Here is a 22467-nt window from a genome sequence, read left to right as displayed (position 1 = left end):
TCCGTCGGATCGGGGACGTACATGAGGCCGTCGGAGAATTTGCGCTCGACCACATCCTGCGGGTGGGGCAGCTCGGCCGTTCTCCGGTCGAGGAGGAACGTGCCCGCGTATGTGTGCATGACGGCCTGGGCCAGACCGTCATGCACAGGCTTTGGGCCCCCACGCGGCTCTGGGCAAGGTAGCGCTCCAGATCGGCGGGAGTGGAACAGGCCGCGCCCTGGAGGTCGCGGGCCTGGCGGTAGGCGAGCTGGTCGTTCACGGCGCTCATCCTGGCGCGCCGGGCGGGAACCGGCTTGGTCCGACACAGGTGAAGCCGAGCCGCTGCGATCTGAGCCACGATCAACACCCGGTCATGGCCGGAGCGTACGCTCCGGGCCCCGTCCGGACTACCTCCTGCGGCCGGCGGACCGCTGGGCGTAGGGGTGTCACCGTGAGGTTCGTGGCCCAGGGGTCTGACCTGCTGGCCAAGAGGGCAAGCCGTATTCGTTCCACTTGCCCCAATCTGCCGCCGCACTTGCAACAGCAGCTATCGCGGCAATCACTGTGGACATAAGAGACGTACCGCCGGAATCGTCAGCCGTCCTCGTTCCGGAACCTGCCGCCGACCATTGCGCTCACGTCGTGGTGTCGGCGGTGCCGCAGGAGGCGAGTAAGGCCGAGGCCAGGGTTCTCCTCATCCATGTGCGGAATTCTCCGGTTGTGTAGCCGAGGCGGCGGACCAGAAGGTCATGGCTGTCGGGACTCGCGATCGCCCAGGCCGTGTCGATCGCGCTTCCGGGCGCGACACCGGGCAACAGTGCTGCTGCGGGGATGTCGGCGAGCACTCGACTGATGAACTGGTGGCGCAGGAGCTGGAGTTCGTCCCAGTCGGCGGCGATTTCCGGATCGACGGCTGCGGCGTCCCGGTAGATGCGCCATCCGGTTGCGGAGCGCTCGGCGATTTCCGCGACGAGGTCGGCGAGTTCCGAGATTCGCTCGGACGGCGTCAGGCCGGCGAATCGTATGACCGCGTCCTCAGGTGAAACGGCGCTCCCGGCGATGACCGTCTCCATGTATCCGCGAAGGAGCTCTCGTTTGCTTCCCCAGGCGAGGTAGAGGGTCTGGACAGAAACCCCGGCCGCGGCGGCCAGTCCCGTGACCGTCGTCTTCGCATAGCCGTGCGCGGTGAACTCCTCCTCCGCAGCCTCCAGCAGCCTGTTGCGGGTATCGCGACGCAAGGCGTCGCCCACCGTCTTCTGACGGCTCCGGCGCTTCGCCTCGGCGGATCGATCTGCGGTCATGGGAGCAGCGTACCGCATGCTCTGGAACGTCGATCAAGTGCACTGGAGTGCCACTAAAAACCATGGTAGGACTGAACTATGCCAGCTATGACGAGGAAGACACTCGACCGCCCCTGGCGACGTCCCGGCGCTGTCGGCTATGCACGTCGTCGCATCCGCACGGCACTGCGCCCGCCCGTTGCCGTCTACGCGATGCCGTCGGACATCACGAAGGACGAGGACGTACCGGTGCTGATGCGGGACGGGGTGACGCTCCGCCTGAACCTGTTCCGGCCCGCCGGTGAGGGCCCCTTTCCGGTCCTCCTGTCGGCGCATCCGTACGGGAAGGACTCAGTACCGAAACGCAAGCGCGGCAGGTGGTCTCTCAACCCGCAGTTCCGGATCATGAACCAGTCGGCCCCGCTGCGGATCTCGGACCAGACCAGCTGGGAGGCGCCCGACCCCGTCTGGTGGGCGCAGCAGGGCTACGCCGTCATCAACCTCGACACCCGCGGCGGCGGCCACTCGGAGGGGCGCGGCGATCTGCTCTCCGACCAGGAAGCCGACGACATCTCGCAGGTCATCGCCTGGGCCGCCGGGCAGCCGTGGTCCACGGGGCGCGTCGGAATGCTGGGCGTGTCGTACCTCGCACTGTCCCAGTACAAGGTCGCCGCCCTCAATCCGCCCGCTCTGAAGGCGATCTGTCCGTGGGAAGGGTTCACCGACGCCTACCGCGACTTCTTCACCCCGGGCGGTGTCGTCGAGAACGGTTTCGCAAGGGCCTGGCTTTTCCTCACCGGCCGCGTGGCCCGCCTGAAGACCGACCTCGCAGCCGAACGACTCCGTCACCCGGTCCGTGACGCATGGTGGGAAGCCCTCGCTCCCGACCTTTCGAAAATCACTGTCCCGATTCTGGTGTGCACCAGCTTCTCCGACAACAATCTCCACAGCGTGGGGTCGATGCGCGCGTTCCAGCGCGTCACGTCGGAAGAACGGCATGCCTATGTGCACCGCGGGCCCAAATGGGCCTCCTTCTACGGAGAGGACGCCAGGCGCAGCCAGCTCGCGTTCTTCGACCGGCATCTGCGCCGGCTGGACGTTCCTCCGCTGCCACGCGTGCGCCTGGAGGTCAGGGACCGACGCGACGAAATCGTCGAGATTCGCAACGAAGAGGAATGGCCACTCGCGCGCACGGACTGGCGTCAGCTGTTTCTCGGCGAGGGCGGCACCCTCGCCGAGAAACAGAGCGATGCAGGAAGCGTCGAATTCGACCTGCGTCGCGACGCGGCCGTCTTCTCCTACCGATTCAGCGAGGACACCGAACTCAGCGGGCCGATGAACCTACGGCTCCGCGTGACCACCACAGGCTCTCCGGACCCTCGGCTCTTCGTCGGAATCGAGAAATGGTCACGCGACTCGCCGGTGCCTTTCGAAGGCTCGTACGGATACGGGCGCGACTGTGTCGCACAAGGCCGCCTGCGCCTCGCGCTCCGCGAACTCGACCCGGCTCTCAGCACCCCGCACCAGCCGGAGCACACGTTCCGCACCCTCCAGCCCGTCCGGGACGACGAAGAAGTCGAGGTGCTCATCCCTCTGAGCTCCTCGGCCACGCTGTTCCGTGCCGGTGACAGTCTGCGGCTCCTGGTGGCGGGCAGGTATCCGCAACCTCGCAACCCGTTCTTCGGGCACTTCCCCACTCACTACCTGCCGACCACATCGGGGAAGGCCGTCATCACCTGGTCGCCCGACCGGCCGTCAGCCCTGGAGATCCCCGTCATCCCCACGTGACGACTCAGGTCACCGGCTCTCGTCGGGGGCGAGCGTCAGGGAGATCGAGTTGATGCAGTAGCGCTGGTCGGTGGGGGTCGGGTAGCCCTCGCCCTCGAAGACGTGGCCCAGGTGCGAGCCGCACCGGGCGCAGCGCACCTCGGTGCGGACCATGCCGTGGGTACGGTCCTCGATCAGCTCGACGGCGTCCGTCTCCTTCGGGTCGTAGAAGGACGGCCAGCCGCAGTGCGACGCGAACTTCGTGTCGGAGCGGAAGAGCTCCGCGCCGCAGGCCCGGCAGGAGTAGACGCCCGCCGTCTCGGTGTCGGTGTACTCGCCCACGAAGGCGGGCTCGGTGCCGGCCTGGCGCAGCACCGCGTACTCGGCGGGACTCAGCTCGGCCCGCCACTGCTCGTCCGGCTTCTCGACGTCGTACGCCACGGCTCGCTCCCTCAGCTCGTCAGGTGGTCCGGGGGCGGCCGAGGCGGTGACCTCGGATCTGCTCCCCTGAGGGGAACAGGATCGCGGGGCTCCGCCATTCCCGCGACGGCGCGGCGGCGCGGGAATGGCGAAGCCCCGCCGACGCGACGGCGGGGCTTCGGCCCCGGGCCGGACCCGAAGCCCGGTCCGGGGCGGGGCGGGGCGGGGCGGGGCGGGCGACGTCGTTCTCTCACATGTCGCCGGCCCCGGTCCCCGTCGGCCGCGGGGTCAGGCCGAAGCCGTTATTTCGAACGCCGGAGGTCCTGGAAGGCGCCCCCCGCTCCCTTGCCCCCGACAGGCTGGTCGCGGAAAACCGTCTCCACTTGGTTGGTGCGCAGGTTCATGGCAACCCGGTCGGCAACCACCGTGGTGATGTTTGCCGCGGAGACCCCCACCCCTTGAAACTCCCGGACGAACTGCTGCGCGTATTCCACACCGGAGGACGGACTGACGATGGTCACCGTCGCCGGCGTGTTCCTGGCGACGATTTCCCTGACTTTCGCCGCTATGTTGCCCGACTTGAAGCTCAATGCCGGCATCAGGTGAGAGCCGTAGGTCTTGTCACCGGCGTTGGCGAAGATCCCCAGGCAGCCTCCCAGCCCCTGCGTCCAGATGACGGGGGTGCCGCCGGCGCTGTACCACTCGTCGTGGCCCATGCTGATGAAGCCCCGAGAGAGCTCGTCGTTCGTCACCCCGAAGATCTGGGCGAGGGTGTCCTCCTGGGCCATCCGTTCCCTGTCCTGCTGCTTGGCCGCGAGCTTCCGGGCAGCGTCCAGGATCATCTTGACACCGAAGTCACCTTCGAGCACCTGCTGCGCCGTCAGCGTCCCCTGGTACTTCCTCTTGGCCACTCCGGTGAGCGTGTTGATGTCAGCGTTGTTCAGCGCGGCACCCACATTCTGCACGGCTCCCTGGAGGAGGTTCCGGGCGAACGTCACGAACTTCAGGGCCGTGGCCTCGATGTCCGAGGAGGTCAGCTTGCCCGCCATCCCGTTTCGTACGATCTCCTCCACCACCGGCTGCTCGTCGACGAGCAGCCATTCGGACGCCGCGGTCACGCGGGCGACGATCTGCTCGAAGGTATCCGGCACCGGGGCGGTCTCCGCCTCGGGAGCCTGGTGCTCCTCGAACTCCGCCGGAGCCGGTTCCTCCTCAGGAGGGAAGACGAAGGCGTAGAAGGCCCCGGCGATCAGTTCGGCGTCGTCGCCCTGGTCACGGACGTACTGCTCCAGGTGAGCCAACTGGTCCGCCGCCCAGTGGTTGGCGAGCCACGAAAGCAGCTCGTCCCCCGTGGGGTCCTGGACCTCCAGGAAGTCGTAGTAGTGCTGCCTGAAGTATTCGGCGTACTGGGGGTGCCCACCCTGTGCGAAGGAAGTATTGAGGGCCTCCTTGATGTGATTCGCCAACGTGGCTTCCACAGGTCACTCCTTTTTCACCATGGTCAGGAGAGACCAGACTGACAAACGGGGAGCGCACTGCGCAGGGCCGTTCGTCCGGTGTCCGGAGCCGAAGAAGTTGCCCGAGTGTCTGCCCTTTCCGCCACGGGAGCCGGGGGCCGAAGGGCCCTGCCCGGAACCGCTCAGCTCGACAGGTGGTCCAGGATGCGCGGGCCCAGGTCGGTGACGTCGCCCGCGCCCATGGTGAGCACGAGGTCGCCGGGGATCGCCATCGCCGCGACGGCGGCCGGGACGGCGTCCTGGTCGTGGACGGCGGTCACATCGGCCCCGGCGGCCTTCGCGGCGTCGATGATCAGGGCGCTGGTGATGCCGGGGATCGGGTCCTCGCGCGCCGGATAGATGTCCAGGACCACGGACGCGTCCGCCAGGGCGAGGGCCTGGCCCATCTCCGTGCCCAGTTCCTGGGTGCGGGAGAACAGGTGGGGCTGGAAGACGACCAGGAGGCGGGCGTCGGCCGCCGCGCCGCGCATGGCCTCCAGGTCGGCGGTCATCTCGGTCGGGTGGTGCGCGTAGGAGTCGATGACCTGGACCCCCGCCGCCTCGCCCTTGAGCTGGAGGCGGCGCTTGACGCCGGTGTAGCTGCCGAGGGCGGAGGCGAGGTTGTGGGCCGGGATGCCGAGGGCGACGCCCGCGGCCAGCGCGGCGACCGCGTTGTGGGCGTAGTGGCTGCCCGGCACGGAGACCGTGAACGTGAGGAACCTGCCGCCGAGCAGGACCGTGACCTCGCTGGTCAGGCCGCGCGGGGTGACCTTGTGGACGCGGACGTCGGCGTTCTCGGACGCGCCGTAGGTGACGACCTTCAGGTCCGCCAGGTCGCGGACCCGCCGCGTCAGCTCGACCGCGCCGGGCTGGTCGGCGGAGACCACCAGCGTGCCGCCGGGGACGACCTTGCCGACGAACGTCTCGAAGGAGTCGTAGATCTCGTCCATCGAGGCGTAGTTCGCGTGGTGGTCCAGCTCGACGTTGAGGACGATGGCGACCTCGGGGTCGTACTTCTGGAAGCTGCGGTCGCTCTCGTCCGCCTCCGCCACGAAGATCTCTCCCGTGCCGTGCGTGGCGTTGGTGCCGGGGCCCTCCAGGTCGCCGCCGATGGCGTACGAGGGGGCCAGGCCCAGTGAGGACAGGGCGACGGCCAGCATCGACGTGGTGGTGGTCTTGCCGTGGGTGCCGGCCACCGCGATGGCGCGCGAGCCGTTCATCAGGGAGGCCAGCGCGTCGGAGCGGTGCACCACGGGGACCGCCAGCTCGTTGGCCCGCAGCAGCTCCGGGTTGTCGGCGCGGATCGCGCTGGAGACGACCACGCAGGACGCGTCGTCGGCCAGGTGGGCCGCCGCGTGCCCGATGTGCACGGTCGCCCCCAGCGCGCGCAGCGACTCGGCGGTGGCGGACTCCTTCGCGTCGCTGCCCGCCACCTTCGCGCCCCGCTGGGCGAGGATCTTCGCGATGCCCGACATTCCGGCGCCGCCGATGCCGATGAAGTGCGGTCGTTCCATGGCGGCGGGAAGAGCGGGTGCCATCGGTGAGTCCTCCGGGTGCGGGTGTCGAGTCGGGCCGCGACCGGGGGCCGACCCGGACCGCGAGGCCAGCCTATTCGCTGTGCGCGAAGAGCTTGAGCACCGGGACGCCGACCTTGTGGCGGGCCCGGGAGGCCCAGTCGCGGTGGAAGAACTCCTCGACGTAGTGCGGGGCGGTCAGCACGATGACCTCGTCCGCCCCCGACTCCTCGACCACGGTCGCCAGCCGGTCCAGAGGATGGTCGTCGACCACCTGTCCGACCGCTTCGCTGCCCGCCTGGCGCAGGACGCGCAGCGAGTACTCCAGCCCGACCTCGGCGGGCACCCGGGCGTCCCGGCCCTCGGGCTCGTCGCCCTCGCGGACCGCGTCCGCCAGCTCTCCCATCGCCACGTCGTCGATCGCGCGCAGCAGGACGTCGGCCTGGTCACCGCGCGGCTGCATCAGAACGACGAACGAGATCCGCTCCTCGCCGTGGAGGGTCGTGACGAAGTCCACGTCCTCCGGGCTGAGAGGCTTCTCGATCATCAAAACGCTTGTGAACACGACAGGCGCCCTTCCGCTCTGCTTCTCGTCGACCGTCCGGCTCGGCCGGTCGACGGTTCGTCTGCTGAAACCATCCTTCCCCGTGCTTCCACGGGTCCGCAGAGGTAAGTGTGCCCATCCGGAGCTAACCGGAACGGGAAATTCCGCTAAGTGTCCGTACGACGGTACCGAGTGAACAGGAACCCGGCCTCCTCCAGCAGGGAGACCAGGGAGAAACGTTCCGGCAGCGGTACCCCGGGACCGCCCGCGATCCGCTGGGCGTCACCCGCGGTGAGCGTCGGCGAGAGGGTCAGGCACAGCTCGTCCAGCACGCCCGCCGCCACGAACTGGCCGAGCAGCCGGGGCCCGCCCTCCGTGAGCAGCCGGGTCAGTCCGCGGTCGGCCAGCTCGCGCACCGCGCGGGCCGGATCCACCCGTCCGCCCTCCCCCGCGATCACCACGTCCGCGCCCGCCGCGCGGGCGGCGGCGATCCGCTCCGGCGGGGCCCCGGCGCCGGTCACCACCAGAGTCGGCACCAGCGGCTCGGTGAACAGCGGCAGCGAGAAGTCCAGGTCCAGGGAGCCGCTGACCACGGCGACGGCGGGCGCGGGCCCCTGGCCGGCCGCCGCGCGCCGCGCGGCGAACGCCTCCCGGGCCCGCGCCGGCCGGTACCCCTCCAGGCGTACGGTCTCCGCCCCGGCGATGACCACGTCGGCCAGGGCGCGCAGGGTGCCGAAGATCCGCATGTCGGAGGCGCAGGAGATGCCCTGCGAGCGGCCGTCGTGCTGGGCGGCCCCGTCGAGCGTGGAGACCATGTTGGCGCGCAGCCAGGGGCCGCCGGCGGCCGGATAGGCGTACGCGTCGGCCAGCTCGTCCAGGGTCCATTCGCGGTCGGTGAGCGGCGAGGGTCCGGGGGCGGTCGTTGTCAGGTCCGTCACAGGGAACAGGCTTCGCATGGGTGGCAGTCTGGCACGGGCCTTAGGGTGGAGAGTTGTGTCGTCATCCACCGCCGTTCCGGGGCCGAGCCCCCGTGCCGAAACGGTTCCGTTGTCTCTGTGCGCCCGCGAGCCGCACGTCCCCGCCGACCGCCTGGTCGCCGAGATGGTGCCGCCGCCGCGCTTCGACTCGGTGCGCTTCGACACGTACGTCCCCGACCCGAATCAGCCGAGCCAGACCGAGGCCGTGAGCGTGCTCTCCGGGTTCGCCGCCGGGCTCGGCGGGTCGCACGCCTCCGGCTCCGGCCGGCGCAGGTGGTTCGGCGGACGCCGACCCGCCGCGCCCGCCGGGCCGCGCGGCGTCTACCTGGACGGCGGCTACGGCGTCGGCAAGACTCACCTGCTCGCCTCGCTCTGGCACGCCACGCCCGCCGAACCCCCGCTCAAGGCGTTCGGCACGTTCGTCGAGCTGACGAACCTGGTCGGCGCGCTGGGCTTCCAGCAGACCGTGCAGACGCTCGGCGGGCACCGGCTGCTGTGCATCGACGAGTTCGAATTGGACGACCCGGGTGACACCGTGCTGGTGTCCTCGCTGCTCAGCAGGCTGGTGGAGGCGGGCGTGGCGCTGGCCGCGACCTCCAACACGCTGCCCGGCAAGCTCGGCGAGGGCCGGTTCGCCGCCGCCGACTTCCTGCGCGAGATCCAGGGCCTGTCGGCGCACTTCAAGCCGCTGCGCATCGACGGCGAGGACTACCGGCACCGCGGGCTGCCCGAGGCCCCGCCGCCGTACGGCGACGAGCAGGTCACCCGGGCCGCGTACGCCACGCCGGGCGCGTCCCTGGACGACTTCCCCGCCCTGCTGGACCACCTGTCGCGGGTCCATCCGAGCCGGTACGGGGCGCTGACGGACGAGATCGCGGCCGTCTGCCTGACCGACGTGCGGGCCGTGCCCGACCAGTCCACGGCCCTGCGCCTGGTGGTGCTGGCCGACCGCCTGTACGACCGCGAGGTGCCGGTGCTGGCGTCCGGGCTGCCCTTCGACCGGCTGTTCAGCGACGAGATGCTGAACGGCGGGTACCGGAAGAAGTACTTCCGGGCGATCTCGCGGCTGACGGCGCTGGCGCGTGACGCGAAGGGCCTGGTGGCGCAGTAGGTTCGGGGGTGGCACCGGGCGTCCGCTCGCGGGCGTCCCGGGGTCTTCCGTACGACCGCGCGTCCGTACGTCCCTCACTTCGTACGTCCGCTCACCTCGTACGACCGCGCATCTCCCGTACGAAACCGCGTCCACCGTTTGAAAGGGATCGATCCAGCATGGCTACCACGCGTCAGGCGCACACGGTCTGGGAAGGCAACCTCATCGAGGGCAAGGGGGTCGTCACCCTCGACTCCTCCGGCATCGGCGAGTACGAGGTGTCCTGGCCGTCCCGCTCGGAGAAGGCGAACGGGAAGACCAGCCCGGAGGAGCTGATCGCCGCCGCCCACTCCAGCTGCTTCTCGATGGCGCTCTCCAACGGGCTGGCCACCGCCGGCACCCCGCCGACCCGGCTGAACACCCAGGCCGAGGTGACGTTCCAGCCCGGCACCGGCATCACCGGCATCCACCTCACGGTCCAGGGCGAGGTCCCCGGCCTCGACGAGGCGGGCTTCGTGAAGGCGGCCGAGGACGCCAAGGCGAACTGCCCGGTGAGCCAGGCTCTGACCGGCACCACCATCACGCTGTCGGCCTCGTTGGCCTGACCGCGCACGGCCGGAGCCGGGCCCGCGCGGCCCGGTTCCGGCGCGCGGCGGAAGGGTCCGGGCCCGTATCGGCCGCTTCGGGGGACATCACCGGCCACAGAGGCGCACATGGTTCCCACGAGCCTCTGTGCGTGCTACACACATGCGGGTCACTTCACCTGTCCGCCAGCAGGGAGTTGCCTCATGTCCACCGCACCTCGACACCTCGCGACCCGCCGACAAGTCCTGGCAGGCGGCGGCGCGGCTGCCGCGATCGCCTTCACCGGGACCTTCTCCGAACTCTTCGCGGGCACCGCCGCCGCCCGCGGCCACAGCGGCTACGGTCCCCTGGTCGCCGATCCGGACGGCCTGCTCGACCTGCCGAAGGGGTTCCGCTACCGGGTGCTCTCCCGGGAGGGCGACGCGCTGCGCTCCGGCGAGGGCCGGGTGCCCAGCAACCATGACGGCATGGCCGCCTTCGCGGCCCGCCAGGGCCGGGTGCACCTCGTCCGCAACCACGAGAACCGGGTCACCGCCGACATCGCCGTCCCGACGGTGGCGGGCCTGACCTACGACCCGATGGGCAAGGGCGGCTGTACGGCCCTGGAGCTGGACGGCCGCAACAGGGTCCTGGGCGAGCACGTCGCCATCGCCGGTACGGCGGTCAACTGCGCGGGCGGCCCCACCCCTTGGCGTACCTGGCTGACCTGCGAGGAGACCGAGGACCGGGCCGGGACCAACGGGTACACCAAGGACCACGGCTTCATCTTCGAGGTGGACGGGGCCGATCCGCGCCGCACGGGGGCCGTGCCGCTCACCGCGATGGGCCGCTTCCAGCACGAGGCGATCGCCGTCGACCCGAAGAGCGGGATCGTGTACGAGACGGAGGACGCGTTCGACAGACCGTTCGGCCTCTTCTACCGCTTCCTGCCGGAGAAGCCGCTCGGCGGCACCGGTTCGCTGCGGGCCGGCGGCGCGCTGGAGGCGATGCGGGTGCCGGGAGTGCCGGACCTGTCCGTCGTCCAGGAGACCGGTGCGAGCTTCGACCGGGTGGAGTGGGTGCCCGTTCCCGACCCGCTGGCCGCCGAAACACCCATCCGGCTCCAGGACTTCGGCCCGAAGGGCATCACCCACGCGCAGAAGCTGGAGGGCTGCTACTGGGGCGGCTCGTGCGTCTACTTCGTCTCCAGCTTCGCGCGCAGCGCCGCGGGCTCGGCGGCCGACCACTACGGCCAGGTCTGGCGCTACGAGCCGAAGCGGCGGCGGCTCACGCTGGTCGTCGTCTTCGGCCCGGACACCGACGTCCAACTGCCCGGCGAGTCCCCGGACAACATCTGCCTGGCGGCCGACGGCGGGCTGATGGTCTGCGAGGACGGCGGCGGCGCGCAGCACGTTTTCGGGGTGACCCGGCGCGGCGAGGTGTACGCGATGGCGCGCGGGCGGCAGAACATCGGGACGCCCGAGGAGCCGGAGTGGGGCGAGTTCGCGGGCGTGACGTTCTCGCCGGACGGTTCGACGATGTTCGTGAACTGCTACACGCCGGGGACGACGTTCGCGGTGACGGGGCCCTTCTGCTGACGGGCCCGCACTGCTGACCTGCCCGCGCCGCTGACGGGCCCGCTCCGGTGACGGTGGCGGGCCCGTTCCGCTGACGGCCCCGTTTCGCAGACGGGCCCGTTCCGCTGACGGCCCCGTTCCCGGGCGCTGCGGTAGCGCTCGGTTGCGCCGAGGGCTCCGGTGACCCTGTGGCCTCGCGGCCTCGTCGCTTCGTGCGGCGTCGCCTCGAAGTGCGGACAGGGTCTTGCCCGCGTCCGGTTCCGTATGCCATCTTGAAGTCATCCCCGCCATGGAAACGTTTCCATGACCGGATGCATCATGGAAACGTTTCCACAAGGAAGTGGGCCGGAGTGGTCACGATCAAGGACGTCGCGGCGCGCGCCGGAGTCTCGCTGGGCACCGCGTCCCGGGTGCTCAGCGGCAGCAGCCAGACCTCGGCCGACTCCCGGTCCCGCGTCCTCGCCGCCGCGGCCGAGCTGGGCTACATCGCCCACGGGCCCGCGCGATCGCTGCGGCGCTCCCGCACCGACGTGCTGGGGCTGCTCGTCTCGGACATCCGCAACCCGTTCTTCTCCGAACTCGCGCACGCCGCCGAGCAGGAGGCCCGCCGCCACGGCTACACCGTGCTGCTGGCCAACGCGAACGAGGACGCCGAACAGGCCGACGCCTACCTGCGGACCTTCGCCTCGCAACGCATCGACGGCCTGCTGCTCTCCCCGCAGGGAACGCTCTCCTCCCAGCTCGCCGCCACGCTGGCCTCCCGGCTTCCGCTCGTCCTCCTCAACCGAACGGTCGAGGGCGTCGACGCACCGCTGTACGGCACCGACAACGCGCAGGGCGTCGGACACGTCCTGGCCTGGCTGCGGCAGCGCGGCCACCGCGACGTGGCGTTCATCGGCGGCCCGGACACGATCTCCACCGGAGCCGAACGCCGGGCCGCCTACCTCGCCGGGCGCGAGGAGCACGGGATCAGCACCGACGACCGGCTGCTCGACGCCGGTGACTTCCTGGCCGGCGGCGCGGCCGAGGCGATGGGCCGCGTCATCGACCGGGGCGTCCCCTTCACGGCCGTCTTCGGCGCGAACGGACTGACCACCCTCGGAATCGTGCGCGCGCTGCGCGAACGGCTCGGCGCGGAGGAGGCCGCCCGTATCGAGGTCGTCTCCTTCGACGACCTGGACTGGTTCGCTTTCGCCTCACCGCCCATCAGCGCGGTGCGCAACGACGCCTCCTCGATCGGCCGCCTCGGTGTGCGCGGGATCGTCGACCTCCTCGCCGGGCGTCCCGCGACCGGGCAGCGCGTCGCCACTTCCTTCGTCGACCGCTCCGGCCGGGACACCGGACGCGAAGCCGGACGAGAAACCGGACGCGAAACCGGATGAGCACACTCGCCGCCGAGCGGCGCGGCCTCCCTCCCCCATCCCACCGGGCCGATCCCGGCCCCGCTCGCCACGTAAGGACCAGCAGATGAAGATCGCCCTCGGAGCAGACCACGCCGGGTATCCGCTCAAGGAGGCCGTACGCCGGACCATAGAGGACCTCGGACACGAGGTCGTCGACTGCGGCACTCACGGCTCCGATCCCGTCGACTTCCCCGACATCACCCGGGCCACCTGCGACCCGGTGCTCTCCGGCACGGCGGATCGGGCCGTGCTCGTCTGCGGTACCGGTCAGGGCGCCGTCATGGCCGCCAACAAGCTGCCAGGCATCCGCTGCGGCCTGGCCCACGAGCCGTACTCCGCCCACCAGGCCGTCGAACACGACGACGCCAACGCCATCGCCATGGGCGCCTGGCTCGTCCCGCACGCCCTGGTGCCCGACATCGTCCGCGAGTTCCTGGCCGCCACCTTCGACGACGACGAGGACACCCGCCGCAGGGTCGCCAAGCTCAACGCGCTCGACAGCCTGACCCCGAAGACCTGACACACCGGGGAGCAGGACCGGAACTCGCCCGCAGCCGCGCCGCGCGGCTGCGGGCGACCCGCCCGAACGCCTCCCCCGCGCCACCTCGTCAGACCCGGAAACAGACCCGGAAGCAGATCCGGAAGCACCCGGAAACACCTCATCGCCAAGGGACCCGCTCAGGCCCGGCCACTCCGCACCCCGCGCACGCCGATCCGGCGCACCCCCGCAAGGAGCAACCCATGTCGACCAGCACCATCGCCGGACAGCCAAGCGTGCTCGGCACCAAGGACCGCGTGAAGACCGCGATCGCCGCAGCCGTCGGCACCAGCGTCGAGAACTACGACTTCATAGCCTACGGAACCGCTTCCGCGCTCTACTTCGGGGCCGTCTTCTTCCCCGAGAGCGACCGTTTCGTCGGCACGCTCCTGTCGTTCGCCACCCTCGCGGTCGGCTTCGTGATGCGTCCGCTCGGCGGCGCGATCGGCGGTTACTTCGCCGACAAGCTCGGCCGCAAGCCCGTCCTGGTCGCCGCCATGATCGTGATGGGCGCGGCCACGTTCCTCATCGGCGTGCTCCCGACGTACGAGCAGGTCGGTGTGCTCGCGCCGGTCCTGCTCGTGCTGATCCGCATGGTCCAGGGCCTGGCCTTCGGCGCGGAATGGGGCGGGGCCATCACCATGGCCTACGAACACGCGCCCTGGCACCGCCGCGGCATGTTCGCGGCGATCCCGCAGTCCGGCAACCCTCTGGGAATCGCCCTCGCCAGCGGTGTGTTCGCCTGGAGCGCCACGCTCAGCGGCGACTGGCAGTGGCGGACTCCGTTCCTGCTCAGCGCCGTTCTGGTCATCGTCGCGCTGATCGTGCGCTCCCGGCTCTCCGAATCCCCTGAGTTCCAGGAGGCCCAGGCCAGCGGCACGACCGAGAAGAATCCTTTCCTCGCAACCCTTCGGGACGACTGGCAGAGCATTCTGCGGGTCATCGCCCTGCGCGTCGTCGAATCGTTCGCCTACTACTCCACCGCGACCTACCTGCTCAGCTACATCACCGAACGCCACCCGGACCTGCGGCCCGTGGCCCTCGGCGCGATCACGGCCGCCAGCATCCTGGCCATCGCGGTCACCTTCCTGGCCGGTTCGCTCACCGACCGCATCGGCCGCCGCCCCCTCTACATCGCGGCCTGCACGGCAGCCATCCTGTTCGCGTTCCCGATGTACCTGCTCACCAACACCGCTCAACCGGCCCTGGTCATCGCCGTGTTCGTCATCGGGATCGGAGTCGTCCACGCCTCCTTCACCGGAGTGCAGGGCTCCCTGCTCACCGAGCAGTTCCGCACCGCCACGCGCACCTCCGGAGCCTCGCTCGGCTACCAGGTCGCGGCAGCCGTCGGCGGCTTCGCACCCCTGCTCGCCGCCGCCCTCGTCGGAGCCTTCGGCTGGCCCGGCGCCGCACTGCTCTACCTCGGGGCCGCGATCGTCGGCCTCGTCGGCATCCTCGCCACCAAGGAGACCTGGGGCCGCGCGGAGCGCGAGCGCGTGCTCGCGCTCGTGGCCGAAGAGCAGCGCCGCTCCTGACGGCGTGTCGGCTTCACACCATCAGGCCCCGCCCACAGGTCGTCCCCAATTGATCCATTTGCCGGTCGCCCCCTGACGTAATGTCCGATATTTTCCGTGAATGATCAGATCAGCACGGAAAATGACTATCTCAGCGCTGACAGGGGCGGTGGCGGGAGCACTGCTGAGCGGTGTGCTGGTCGGGTGCGGAAGCCCGGCCGGTCCCCGCGCCGAGACGGCCCCGGCCTCGCCCTCCCCCGCCTCCCCGGCGTCCCCCGCCGTCCGCAAGCCCCCCACCATGGCGCCCGGCCCGGCGGGCCGCGTCCCGGTCTTCGAACGGCGGGCGGCGGCCGGCGGCCCGGCCGGGAAGGCGGCGGACAAGGTCGTGGCGCTCACCTTCGACGCCGACATGACCGCCGACCAGGGCCCGAGGGCGGCCTCGGGCGAGCGCTTCGACAACCCGGAGCTGATCGCGCTGCTGCGGCGGCTGAAGGTCCCCTCGACCGTCTTCATGACGGGACGCTGGGCCGAGGAGTACCCGGCCCAGGCGAAGCGCATCGGCACGGACCCGCTGTTCGAGATCGCCAACCACTCCTACAGCCACTACGCCTTCAGCTCCCCCTGCTACGGGCTGCCGGAGGTCGCCGGGGCCGACATGGCGGGCGAGCTGGCGCGGGCGTTCACCGCGTTCCGGACGGCGGGCGCGCGCAACGTGGTGCCGTACTTCCGGTTCCCGGGCGGCTGCTACGACGACGCCGCCCTGCGCGCGCTGGCCCCGGCGAAGGTGACGGCGGTGCAGTGGGACGTGGTGAGCGGCGACGCGTTCGCCACGGACGCGGACGCGGTGGCGCGGCAGGTGCTGGACGGGGTGAAGCCCGGTTCGCTCGTCGTGATGCACTGCACGCGCAGCGCGGCCCCGACGACCGGGGAGGCGGTGCGCACCATCGTCCCCGAGCTGCGGAAGCGCGGCTACCGCTTCGTGAAGGTCTCGGAGCTGATGGAGGGCTGAGACGACGGCGGACGGAACGCCGAACGGGCGGGGCCGCCCGCCGTCCGGCCGCCCGGTCAGTTCGCGGTCTTCTCCGGCTTCAGCTCGCTGGGCCGGACGATCACGAACCCCTCGCCCTGGAGCATCAGCTGCACGGCCTCGCCGGAGCCGCCGCGGACCATCGAGCCGACGCTCTGCGAGCGGTGCAGGGTGGTGGAGAGCTGCCGGCTCCAGCCGACGACGGCGTCGGTGTCCACGTACACCGGCTGATCCGCCGTGACGGGGATGACGATGGGATGCCCGTCGCACATCAGGCCGAGCTTGCCGTGACCGCTGAAGACGCTGTTGAAGAGCCCGCCGCCGGTCATCCCGGCGCCCTTCACCGTCTTGATCTCGTAGGAGAGGGTGGCGTCGAAGCACAGGACGTTGCGGCCGTTGACCGTGAGCACGTCGCCCTGCTCCATCTCGACGACGAAGCAGTTGGCGGCCTCGTGCGCGAACCACGCCTCGCCCCGACCCCGGACCGCCATGAGCGCCAGCCCCTCGCCGGTGACCGCGCGCTTCAGCATGCCGCCGAGGCCCTGGCCCTTGCGCTCGAACTGGAGGTCGCCGCGGAAGGCGATCATCGATCCCTGCCGGGCGTGCATCTCGCCGTCGACGGCGTACTTGATGGATTTGGCGTTCTGGAGGGTCATACCGGGGGCGGTCGCCGGCTGCGCCATGTGCTCGCTGGAAAAGAGATCGCTCTTCATACGGAGCATCCTCACCCGGACCGTCTCGTTCCGCCAAGAAGGTGACGTTCGCCGCCTGGCAGACTGGGACGGTGAGCAGCAACGACATCCCCGCGACCGACGCCCCCACGACCGCACCCGCCACCGGCGTCGGCGTCGGCGCGCCCGCCGAGAGCCCGTTCCGCGACGGGACCACCCCGCGTGACGAGGCCCCGCAGTACGTGCTGCCGCTCGTGGTGCACCTGGAGAAGACGGACCCGCCGGCCCGGACGGACGCGCTGCGCACGGCGGCCCGCGCGGTCCTGACGATCCTCTGCGACGAGCGGTCGCTGGGCGAGGGCGAGTGGGCGCGGGCGATGCGGGACTGGCAGGACGCGCGCATCCGCAAGGTGGTGCGCCGGGCACGCGGCGCGGAGTGGCGCAAGGCGGCGGCCCTGCCCGGCATCACGGTCACCGGCGAGAGCGCGGAGGTACGGGTGTTCCCGCCGGTCCCGCTGGACGGCTGGCCCAAGGAGCTGGCCAAGCTCCAGGTCTCCGGCACCGATCTGGACGATCCGGAGCCGCCCGCCGCGCCCGACCCGGCGGGCCCGGTGCTGTGGCTCAACCCGGAGCTGGACATGTCGGCGGGCAAGACGATGGCCCAGGCCGGGCACGCCGCCCAGCTCGCCTGGTGGGAGCTGACGGACGCGGAGCGCACCGCGTGGCGCGAGGCCGGGTTCCCGCTCGCCGTCGCCACCCCGGGCCCCGCACGCTGGCGGGAGCTGACGGCGAGCGGGCTGCCGGTGGTGCGCGACGCCGGTTTCACCGAGATCGCCCCGGGGTCGTGCACGGTGGTGGCCGACCACCCGGCGCTGCGCCGCTGAACGAGCCCGGGGCCGTCGCGCCGCTGACTGCGCGGAGGACGGGTCGGCCGACGGGCCGGCGGACGGGCCTGGGGACTGCGCGGCGCTTTTCACGCCGCGGTGCGGAACCTCAAATCCTGCTCTGAACGTCCCCGTGTTCGGGTTCGCCGCCGTCGAGCGGGGCCATGACACCTGAACAGAGCGTGGAGGGGGACACCATGGAGCTGGGCATCGGAATCGGCTGGCGGCCGGAGATCGCCGCCGAGGTGGAGGCGCTGAGCGGGATCGACTGGGTCGAGGCCGTCGCGGAGAACATCTGCGACGACCACCTCCCGAACTCCCTGGCCCGGCTGCGCGAGCGCGGGGTGACGGTCGTGCCGCACGGCGTCTCGCTCGGTCTCGGCGGCGCGGACCGCCCCGACGCCGGACGGCTCGCGGGTCTCGCGGCGCGGGCCGAACTGCTGGGCGCGCCCCTGGTGACGGAGCACATCGCGTTCGTCCGGGCCGGCGGGCCGCTCACCGCGTCGCCGCGCCTGGAGGCGGGGCACCTGCTGCCGGTGCCGCGCACCTGGGACGCGCTGGAGGTGCTGTGCGAGAACGTGCGCATCGCGCAGGACGCGCTGCCGGTACCGCTGGCCCTGGAGAACATCGCGGCGCTCGTCTCCTGGCCGGACGAGGAGCTGACCGAGGGCCGGTTCCTGGCGGAGCTGGTCGAGCGGACCGGGGTGCGGCTGCTGATCGACGTGGCCAACCTGCACACCAACCGCGTCAACCGCGGCGAGGACCCGGCGAAGGCGCTGGACGAACTGCCGGTCGAGGCCATCGCGTACGTGCACGTGGCGGGCGGCGTCGAGAAGGACGGCGTGTGGCACGACACGCACGCCCACCCGGTGACGGCCCCGGTCCTGGACGTGCTGCGCGAGCTGCGCTCCCGGGTCGACCCGCCGGGCGTGCTGCTGGAGCGCGACGACGCCTTTCCGCCCGCGCCGGAACTGGCGGCGGAGCTGGACACGATCCGCGCCACGCTGCGCACCGCGTCCACCGCGCCCGCGCCGCGCCCGGCGGCGACCCGTCCCGCCGCCGTCGCCGTCCCCGCCGTTCCCGTCGCGCCGGGCGCGCGGGAGCGCACCGCCGTCGCCCAGACCGCGCTGCTGTCGGCCCTGGTCGCCGGGACCCCGGCCCCTGCGGGCTTCGACCGCCGGCGGCTCGGCGTGCAGAGCCGGGCACTGGCGGCCAAGCGCGCCGACGTCGTGGCGAAGGTGGCGCCCGAGCTGCCGGAGATCCTCGGCGACGGCTACCGCGCGGCGTTCCTCGCCTACGCGGCGGGCCGTCCGATGTCCGACGGCTACCGGCGCGACGCGCTCGCCTTCGCGGAGCGGCTGCTGGTCACGGGCGCTCCCGCCGATCCGGTGGCGCGCAGACGGCTGACGTACTGGTGGCAGGACCGGTCCGGGCCCCGCCCGCCGCGCCGCGCCGCCCGCCTGGTCCGGGCGGCCCGTGCCGCTCTCGTGGGGAAGTGAACGCCGTGAACGCACTCGCCGCTCTGCTGACCCTCGCGGTCGTCGTCTCCTCGCTGCTCCTGATCGTCCGGCTGCTGGCCGCGAAGGGCCGCCGCCCCGCGCCGGGCCCGTCCCCCGCCGTCCACGACCTGTACGAGGCGGCGTTCCTGGGCGGCGGACCGGGCAGGGTGGTGGACACCGCCCTGACCGCGCTGCACGCGGACGGACGGCTGCTCATCGGCGGCCCCGGCATCGTCTCCGTACAGCGTCCGCAGGCGCACGACCCGGTGGAGCGGGCCGTGCTCCAGGAGCTGGGCGCAGCGCCGAGCGGCGCGCTGGCCGCCTTGCGGGACGCGGTGATGCGGCACCCGGCGGTACAGGAGATCGGCGACGGGCTGGCGGCGCGCGGGCTGCTCGTACCGCCCGCGGACACCCGTCCGCTGCGCCGTTGGGGAGTGGTGCAGGGGGTGTGCTGCCTGATCGCCTTCCCGGTGTCCCTGGGACTCACCTTCGTCCAGTACGCGATGGTGGACGGCCTGTCCGACATGCCGTTGCCGTTCATCGTGAAGGTGGTGCCCGCGATCCTGCTCGGCGCGATCAGCGGCCTGGTCGTGGCCGTGTCCTCCGCGAAGCGGATCACCCGGGCGGGCCGCCGTGCCGCGGAGGGTTTCCGGGCCGCCCACGCGTCCGTGGAGTCGCCCGCGCGTCTGGTCGCCGTCCGGGGCCCGCGCGCGCTGCCCGATCCCGGGCTCCAGGGCCACCTGGTGGCCGCTGCCCGGCTGCGCGGTCCGGGCGACCGGTCCGGCCCGATCGCCGCCGGGAGCTCCGCGGCGGGCACGGCGGCGGTGGCGGCGACGGTGTGGTGCGCGAGCACGAGCCCCGGCCACACGAGTTGCGGAGGCTCGACCGGCGGCGGTTCGGGGTCGGGATGCGGCGGCGGCTCCGGCTGCGGCGCGGGATCGGGGTCGGGATGCGGAGGCGGCGGGTCCAGTTGCGGGGGCGGCGGCGGTTCGAGCTGCGGGGGCGGCGGCGGGTCCAGCTGCGGAGGCGGCGGTTCGTGAGCACCGGCCCCGGCTGACGGCGGGTCACCGGAATCCCGGACCGGGGCCGCGCCGGGGCCGGGCCGGGACCCGTGCCGCGCCGGTCCACCCGTACGCGCCGCGCCGTCGGCCCGGCGCGCCGGGCAGCGGAGTCGTTCCCGGTGACATGCGGGCGCGGTGCTTTACTTCGCCCGTGCCGCCGCCGAGCATCCCCTCTCCGCATCCGCAGAGAGGCCCCGCGCGTGAGAACGGCACCGCTGTACGCAACGATCGGCTCCCTGGTCCTGTCCGCCCTGACCGTGACACCGGCGAGCGCCTGGGACGGCCCGCCGGCCGCCGAGACCCGGGGGACGGCGGTGGCGGCGGCCCGTGCGGCGGCGGCCGGGATCGACTTCGGGGCGTGCCCCGAGGAGGAGATGCTGCCGGAGACGCTGAAGTGCGGCAGGGTCACCGTCCCGCTCGACTACGCGGAGCCCGACGGGCCGCAGATCGAACTGACCGTCAGCCGCGTCGCCGCCACCGGTGACGCGGCCGGACGGCAGGGGGCCCTGGTCTACAACCCGGGCGGTCCCGGCTCCTCCAGCATCACCTTCCCGCTGCTGGGCGAGATGTCCGAGTGGCGTGAGGTCGCGCGGGCGTACGACCTGGTGGGCTACGCCCCGCGCGGCGTGGGGGACTCGGCCCCGCTGTCCTGCCAGGACCCGGCCGCGTTCGCGGAGCGGCCCACCGACGCCCCCGTCCACCCCACGGCCGCCGACAAGGAGAAGCGGATCGCGCGGGCGCGGGCGTACGCGCTCGGCTGCGAACGGAACGCCGGAGACGCCCTGCGGCACTACACCTCGCTCAACAACGCCCGCGACCTGGACGTGCTGCGCGCGGCGCTCGGCGAGCCGGAACTGACGTTCATGGGGGCCTCGTACGGCACGTACTTCGGCGCGCTGTACGCCACCCTGTTCCCCTCGCACGTACGGCGCATGGTCTTCGACTCGGCGGTCGATCCGGACCCCCGGCGGATCTGGTACCGCTCCAACCTCGGCCAGTCGCAGGCCCTGGAGTCCCGCTGGGCGGACTTCCGGCGCTGGGTGGCCGCGCACCACGACGTGTACGGGCTGGGGGCCACGCCCGAGGCCGTGCAGCGCGGTTACGACGAGGTCCGCGCCGAGATCGCCGCCCGGCCCGCGGGCGGGACGGTGGGCACCGGGCAGTTCCAGGCAGCGTTCCTGGACGCCGCGTACTACGACGACTACTGGGCGATGCGGGCCACGGCCCTGTCGGAGTACCGGCGGGGCAATCCGGAGCCGCTGATCGCCCAGGCGTCACGGGACGCCGTGACGGCGAAGGGCGACGAGAACGAGCGGGCCGTCTACACGGCGGTGGAGTGCAACGACGCCCCCTGGCCGGAGGACTTCGCGGTGTGGGACCGCGACCACACGGCCCTCGCGGCGGCGGCCCCGTTAGCGACCTGGCACAACGCGTTCACCAACCTGCCCTGCGCCTTCTGGCCCACGCCCCGGCAGCGCCCGCTGGACGTCGGGACGCGGCCCGGAGAGCTGCCCCCGGTGCTGATCCTCGCGGCGGAGCGGGACGCGGTCACCCCGTACGAGGGGGCGCTGGAGCTGCGGCGGCGGCTGCCGGGCGCGGTGCTCGTGACCGAGCGGGGCGCCGGTACGCACGGCGTCGGCGGGGCGGGCAACGCCTGCGTCGACGGGCATCTGCGCCGCTACCTGCTGACCGGGCGGACACCGGAGCGGGACGCGGACTGCGCGGCGCGGCCGGAGCCGAACGCGGTGTCCCTGGACTGAACCGGAACGCGGTGTCCCCGGCCTGAAAACCGAACGGGTCCCGCCGGAGAGCGCCGAAGCACTCTCCCGCGGGACCCGAAGCCGAACCCGGTGTCGCTGGAGCGACGGGCGGCGCGTCGCGCCGGGCGCCCGTCCTCTGACCTTCCGGGTTGGGGTGGTCCGGGTCTCGCTGGCTATGCGAGCCCGGCCACCAGGTCTGCGACGCTCTTCCTGCGGCCCGTGTAGAACGGGACCTCCTCGCGCACGTGGAGCCGTGCCTCGGAGGCGCGCAGGTGGCGCATCAGGTCGACGATGCGGTACAGCTCGTCCGCCTCGAAGGCGAGGATCCACTCGTAGTCGCCGAGCGAGAACGAGGCGACCGTGTTGGCGCGGACGTCGGGGTAGCCGCGGGCCATCTTGCCGTGGTCGGCGAGCATGCGGCGGCGGTCCTCGTCGGGCAGCAGGTACCAGTCGTAGGAGCGCACGAAGGGGTAGACGCTGATGTAGTCGCGCGGCGTCTCGTCGGCGAGGAACGCCGGGATGTGCGACTTGTTGAACTCGGCCGGCCGGTGCAGCGCCATGTTCGACCAGACCGGGTCGAGCGCGCGGCCGAGCCTGGTGCGCCGGAAGAGGTTGTACGCCTCCTGGAGCTCGTCCGCGGTCTCGGCGTGCCACCAGATCATGAGGTCGGCGTCGGCCCGCAGTCCGGACAGGTCGTAGGTCCCGCGGACGGTGACGTCCTGGGCCGCGAGCCGGTCGAACAGCTCCTGGACCTCTTCGGCGTACCCGGCGCGGTCCAGCGGGAGCACGTCGCGCAGTTTGAAGACCGACCAGAGGGTGTAGCGGATGACCTCGTTGAGGTCCTTGGCCTTCTTTCCGGCGTTCGGACTCTTGCTGGATGTCACAGTCTCAGGAGCACTCAT

The 22467-nt window shown here is 71.8% G+C and carries 20 protein-coding genes; 12 read left to right on the top strand and 8 right to left on the bottom strand.

Features of this window, described 5'->3' with window-relative positions; all coding sequences use genetic code 11:
- Nucleotides 1–614 precede the first annotated feature (614 nt).
- Nucleotides 615–1280, bottom strand: coding sequence for a TetR/AcrR family transcriptional regulator (locus tag EES43_RS24365; protein WP_164493242.1), 666 nt, complete (start codon nt 1278–1280; stop codon nt 615–617).
- Nucleotides 1281–1514: 234 nt separating this feature from the next.
- Between EES43_RS24365 and EES43_RS24360 the strand changes: the two genes are divergently transcribed.
- Nucleotides 1515–3047: a CocE/NonD family hydrolase gene (locus EES43_RS24360; RefSeq protein WP_241192726.1), complete on the top strand. Its 1533-nt coding sequence runs from the start codon at nt 1515–1517 to the stop codon at nt 3045–3047.
- 9 nt (nt 3048–3056) lie between these two features.
- On the opposite strand, the gene msrB is transcribed toward EES43_RS24360, so the two are convergent.
- From msrB to EES43_RS24335, 5 genes are all read right to left on the bottom strand, one after another.
- Nucleotides 3057–3467, bottom strand: coding sequence for a peptide-methionine (R)-S-oxide reductase MsrB (gene msrB, locus EES43_RS24355; RefSeq protein ID WP_124270702.1), 411 nt, complete (start codon nt 3465–3467; stop codon nt 3057–3059).
- Between the two features lie 281 nt (nt 3468–3748).
- The gene (locus tag EES43_RS24350; protein WP_124270701.1) at nt 3749–4924 is read right to left on the bottom strand and encodes a hypothetical protein; all 1176 of its coding nucleotides are present in this window, start codon (nt 4922–4924) and stop codon (nt 3749–3751) included.
- A 161-nt stretch (nt 4925–5085) separates the two neighbouring features.
- A complete protein-coding gene (gene murC, locus EES43_RS24345; protein ID WP_124270700.1) occupies nt 5086–6480 on the bottom strand; it encodes a UDP-N-acetylmuramate--L-alanine ligase in 1395 nt (464 codons plus the stop codon).
- Between the two features lie 70 nt (nt 6481–6550).
- On the bottom strand, nt 6551–7003 hold the full coding sequence (locus tag EES43_RS24340) for an indole-3-glycerol phosphate synthase (RefSeq protein WP_206430114.1): 453 nt from the start codon (nt 7001–7003) through the stop codon (nt 6551–6553).
- A 164-nt stretch (nt 7004–7167) separates the two neighbouring features.
- A complete protein-coding gene (locus EES43_RS24335; protein ID WP_124270698.1) occupies nt 7168–7956 on the bottom strand; it encodes a pyrimidine reductase family protein in 789 nt (262 codons plus the stop codon).
- Between the two features lie 37 nt (nt 7957–7993).
- On the opposite strand from EES43_RS24335, the gene zapE reads away from it, so the two are divergent.
- The 7 genes from zapE (at nt 7994) to EES43_RS24300 (ending at nt 15672) form a co-directional block, all read left to right on the top strand.
- Nucleotides 7994–9088, top strand: a complete 1095-nt coding sequence (gene zapE / locus EES43_RS24330) for a cell division protein ZapE (protein ID WP_124270697.1) — start codon at nt 7994–7996, stop codon at nt 9086–9088.
- 158 nt (nt 9089–9246) lie between these two features.
- Nucleotides 9247–9672: an OsmC family protein gene (locus tag EES43_RS24325; protein WP_124270696.1), complete on the top strand. Its 426-nt coding sequence runs from the start codon at nt 9247–9249 to the stop codon at nt 9670–9672.
- Between the two features lie 183 nt (nt 9673–9855).
- Nucleotides 9856–11229 carry an alkaline phosphatase PhoX gene (locus EES43_RS24320; protein ID WP_124270695.1) on the top strand — a complete coding sequence of 458 codons (1374 nt, stop codon included), beginning with the start codon at nt 9856–9858 and terminating at the stop codon, nt 11227–11229.
- A 329-nt stretch (nt 11230–11558) separates the two neighbouring features.
- Entirely contained in the window at nt 11559–12590 is a 1032-nt protein-coding gene (locus EES43_RS24315; protein WP_164493240.1) for a LacI family DNA-binding transcriptional regulator, read from the top strand.
- Between the two features lie 85 nt (nt 12591–12675).
- Complete coding sequence (locus tag EES43_RS24310) at nt 12676–13131, top strand: RpiB/LacA/LacB family sugar-phosphate isomerase (RefSeq protein WP_124270693.1); 456 nt, start codon at nt 12676–12678, stop codon at nt 13129–13131.
- Between the two features lie 221 nt (nt 13132–13352).
- On the top strand, nt 13353–14684 hold the full coding sequence (locus EES43_RS24305) for an MFS transporter (RefSeq protein ID WP_124270692.1): 1332 nt from the start codon (nt 13353–13355) through the stop codon (nt 14682–14684).
- A 121-nt stretch (nt 14685–14805) separates the two neighbouring features.
- Nucleotides 14806–15672 carry a polysaccharide deacetylase family protein gene (locus tag EES43_RS24300; RefSeq protein ID WP_241192523.1) on the top strand — a complete coding sequence of 289 codons (867 nt, stop codon included), beginning with the start codon at nt 14806–14808 and terminating at the stop codon, nt 15670–15672.
- 56 nt (nt 15673–15728) lie between these two features.
- Here EES43_RS24300 and EES43_RS24295 read toward each other — a convergent pair whose 3' ends face one another.
- Nucleotides 15729–16403 carry an AIM24 family protein gene (locus EES43_RS24295; protein WP_124270690.1) on the bottom strand — a complete coding sequence of 225 codons (675 nt, stop codon included), beginning with the start codon at nt 16401–16403 and terminating at the stop codon, nt 15729–15731.
- 71 nt (nt 16404–16474) lie between these two features.
- On the opposite strand from EES43_RS24295, the gene EES43_RS24290 reads away from it, so the two are divergent.
- The 4 genes from EES43_RS24290 (at nt 16475) to EES43_RS24275 (ending at nt 21565) form a co-directional block, all read left to right on the top strand.
- Nucleotides 16475–17245: a peptidyl-tRNA hydrolase gene (locus EES43_RS24290; RefSeq protein WP_124270689.1), complete on the top strand. Its 771-nt coding sequence runs from the start codon at nt 16475–16477 to the stop codon at nt 17243–17245.
- Nucleotides 17246–17442: 197 nt separating this feature from the next.
- Nucleotides 17443–18744 carry an MbnB/TglH/ChrH family RiPP precursor modification enzyme gene (locus tag EES43_RS24285; protein WP_124272138.1) on the top strand — a complete coding sequence of 434 codons (1302 nt, stop codon included), beginning with the start codon at nt 17443–17445 and terminating at the stop codon, nt 18742–18744.
- A 5-nt stretch (nt 18745–18749) separates the two neighbouring features.
- Nucleotides 18750–19784, top strand: a complete 1035-nt coding sequence (locus EES43_RS24280; protein WP_206430113.1) for a TIGR04222 domain-containing membrane protein — start codon at nt 18750–18752, stop codon at nt 19782–19784.
- Between the two features lie 221 nt (nt 19785–20005).
- Complete coding sequence (locus tag EES43_RS24275; protein WP_124270687.1) at nt 20006–21565, top strand: alpha/beta hydrolase; 1560 nt, start codon at nt 20006–20008, stop codon at nt 21563–21565.
- Between the two features lie 173 nt (nt 21566–21738).
- On the opposite strand, the gene hemQ is transcribed toward EES43_RS24275, so the two are convergent.
- Complete coding sequence (hemQ, locus tag EES43_RS24270) at nt 21739–22467, bottom strand: hydrogen peroxide-dependent heme synthase (RefSeq protein ID WP_124270686.1); 729 nt, start codon at nt 22465–22467, stop codon at nt 21739–21741.

The organism is Streptomyces sp. ADI96-02 (assembly GCF_003846185.1).
GTDB lineage: Bacteria > Actinomycetota > Actinomycetes > Streptomycetales > Streptomycetaceae > Streptomyces.
This window is presented reverse-complemented; position numbering and strand designations above follow the sequence as displayed.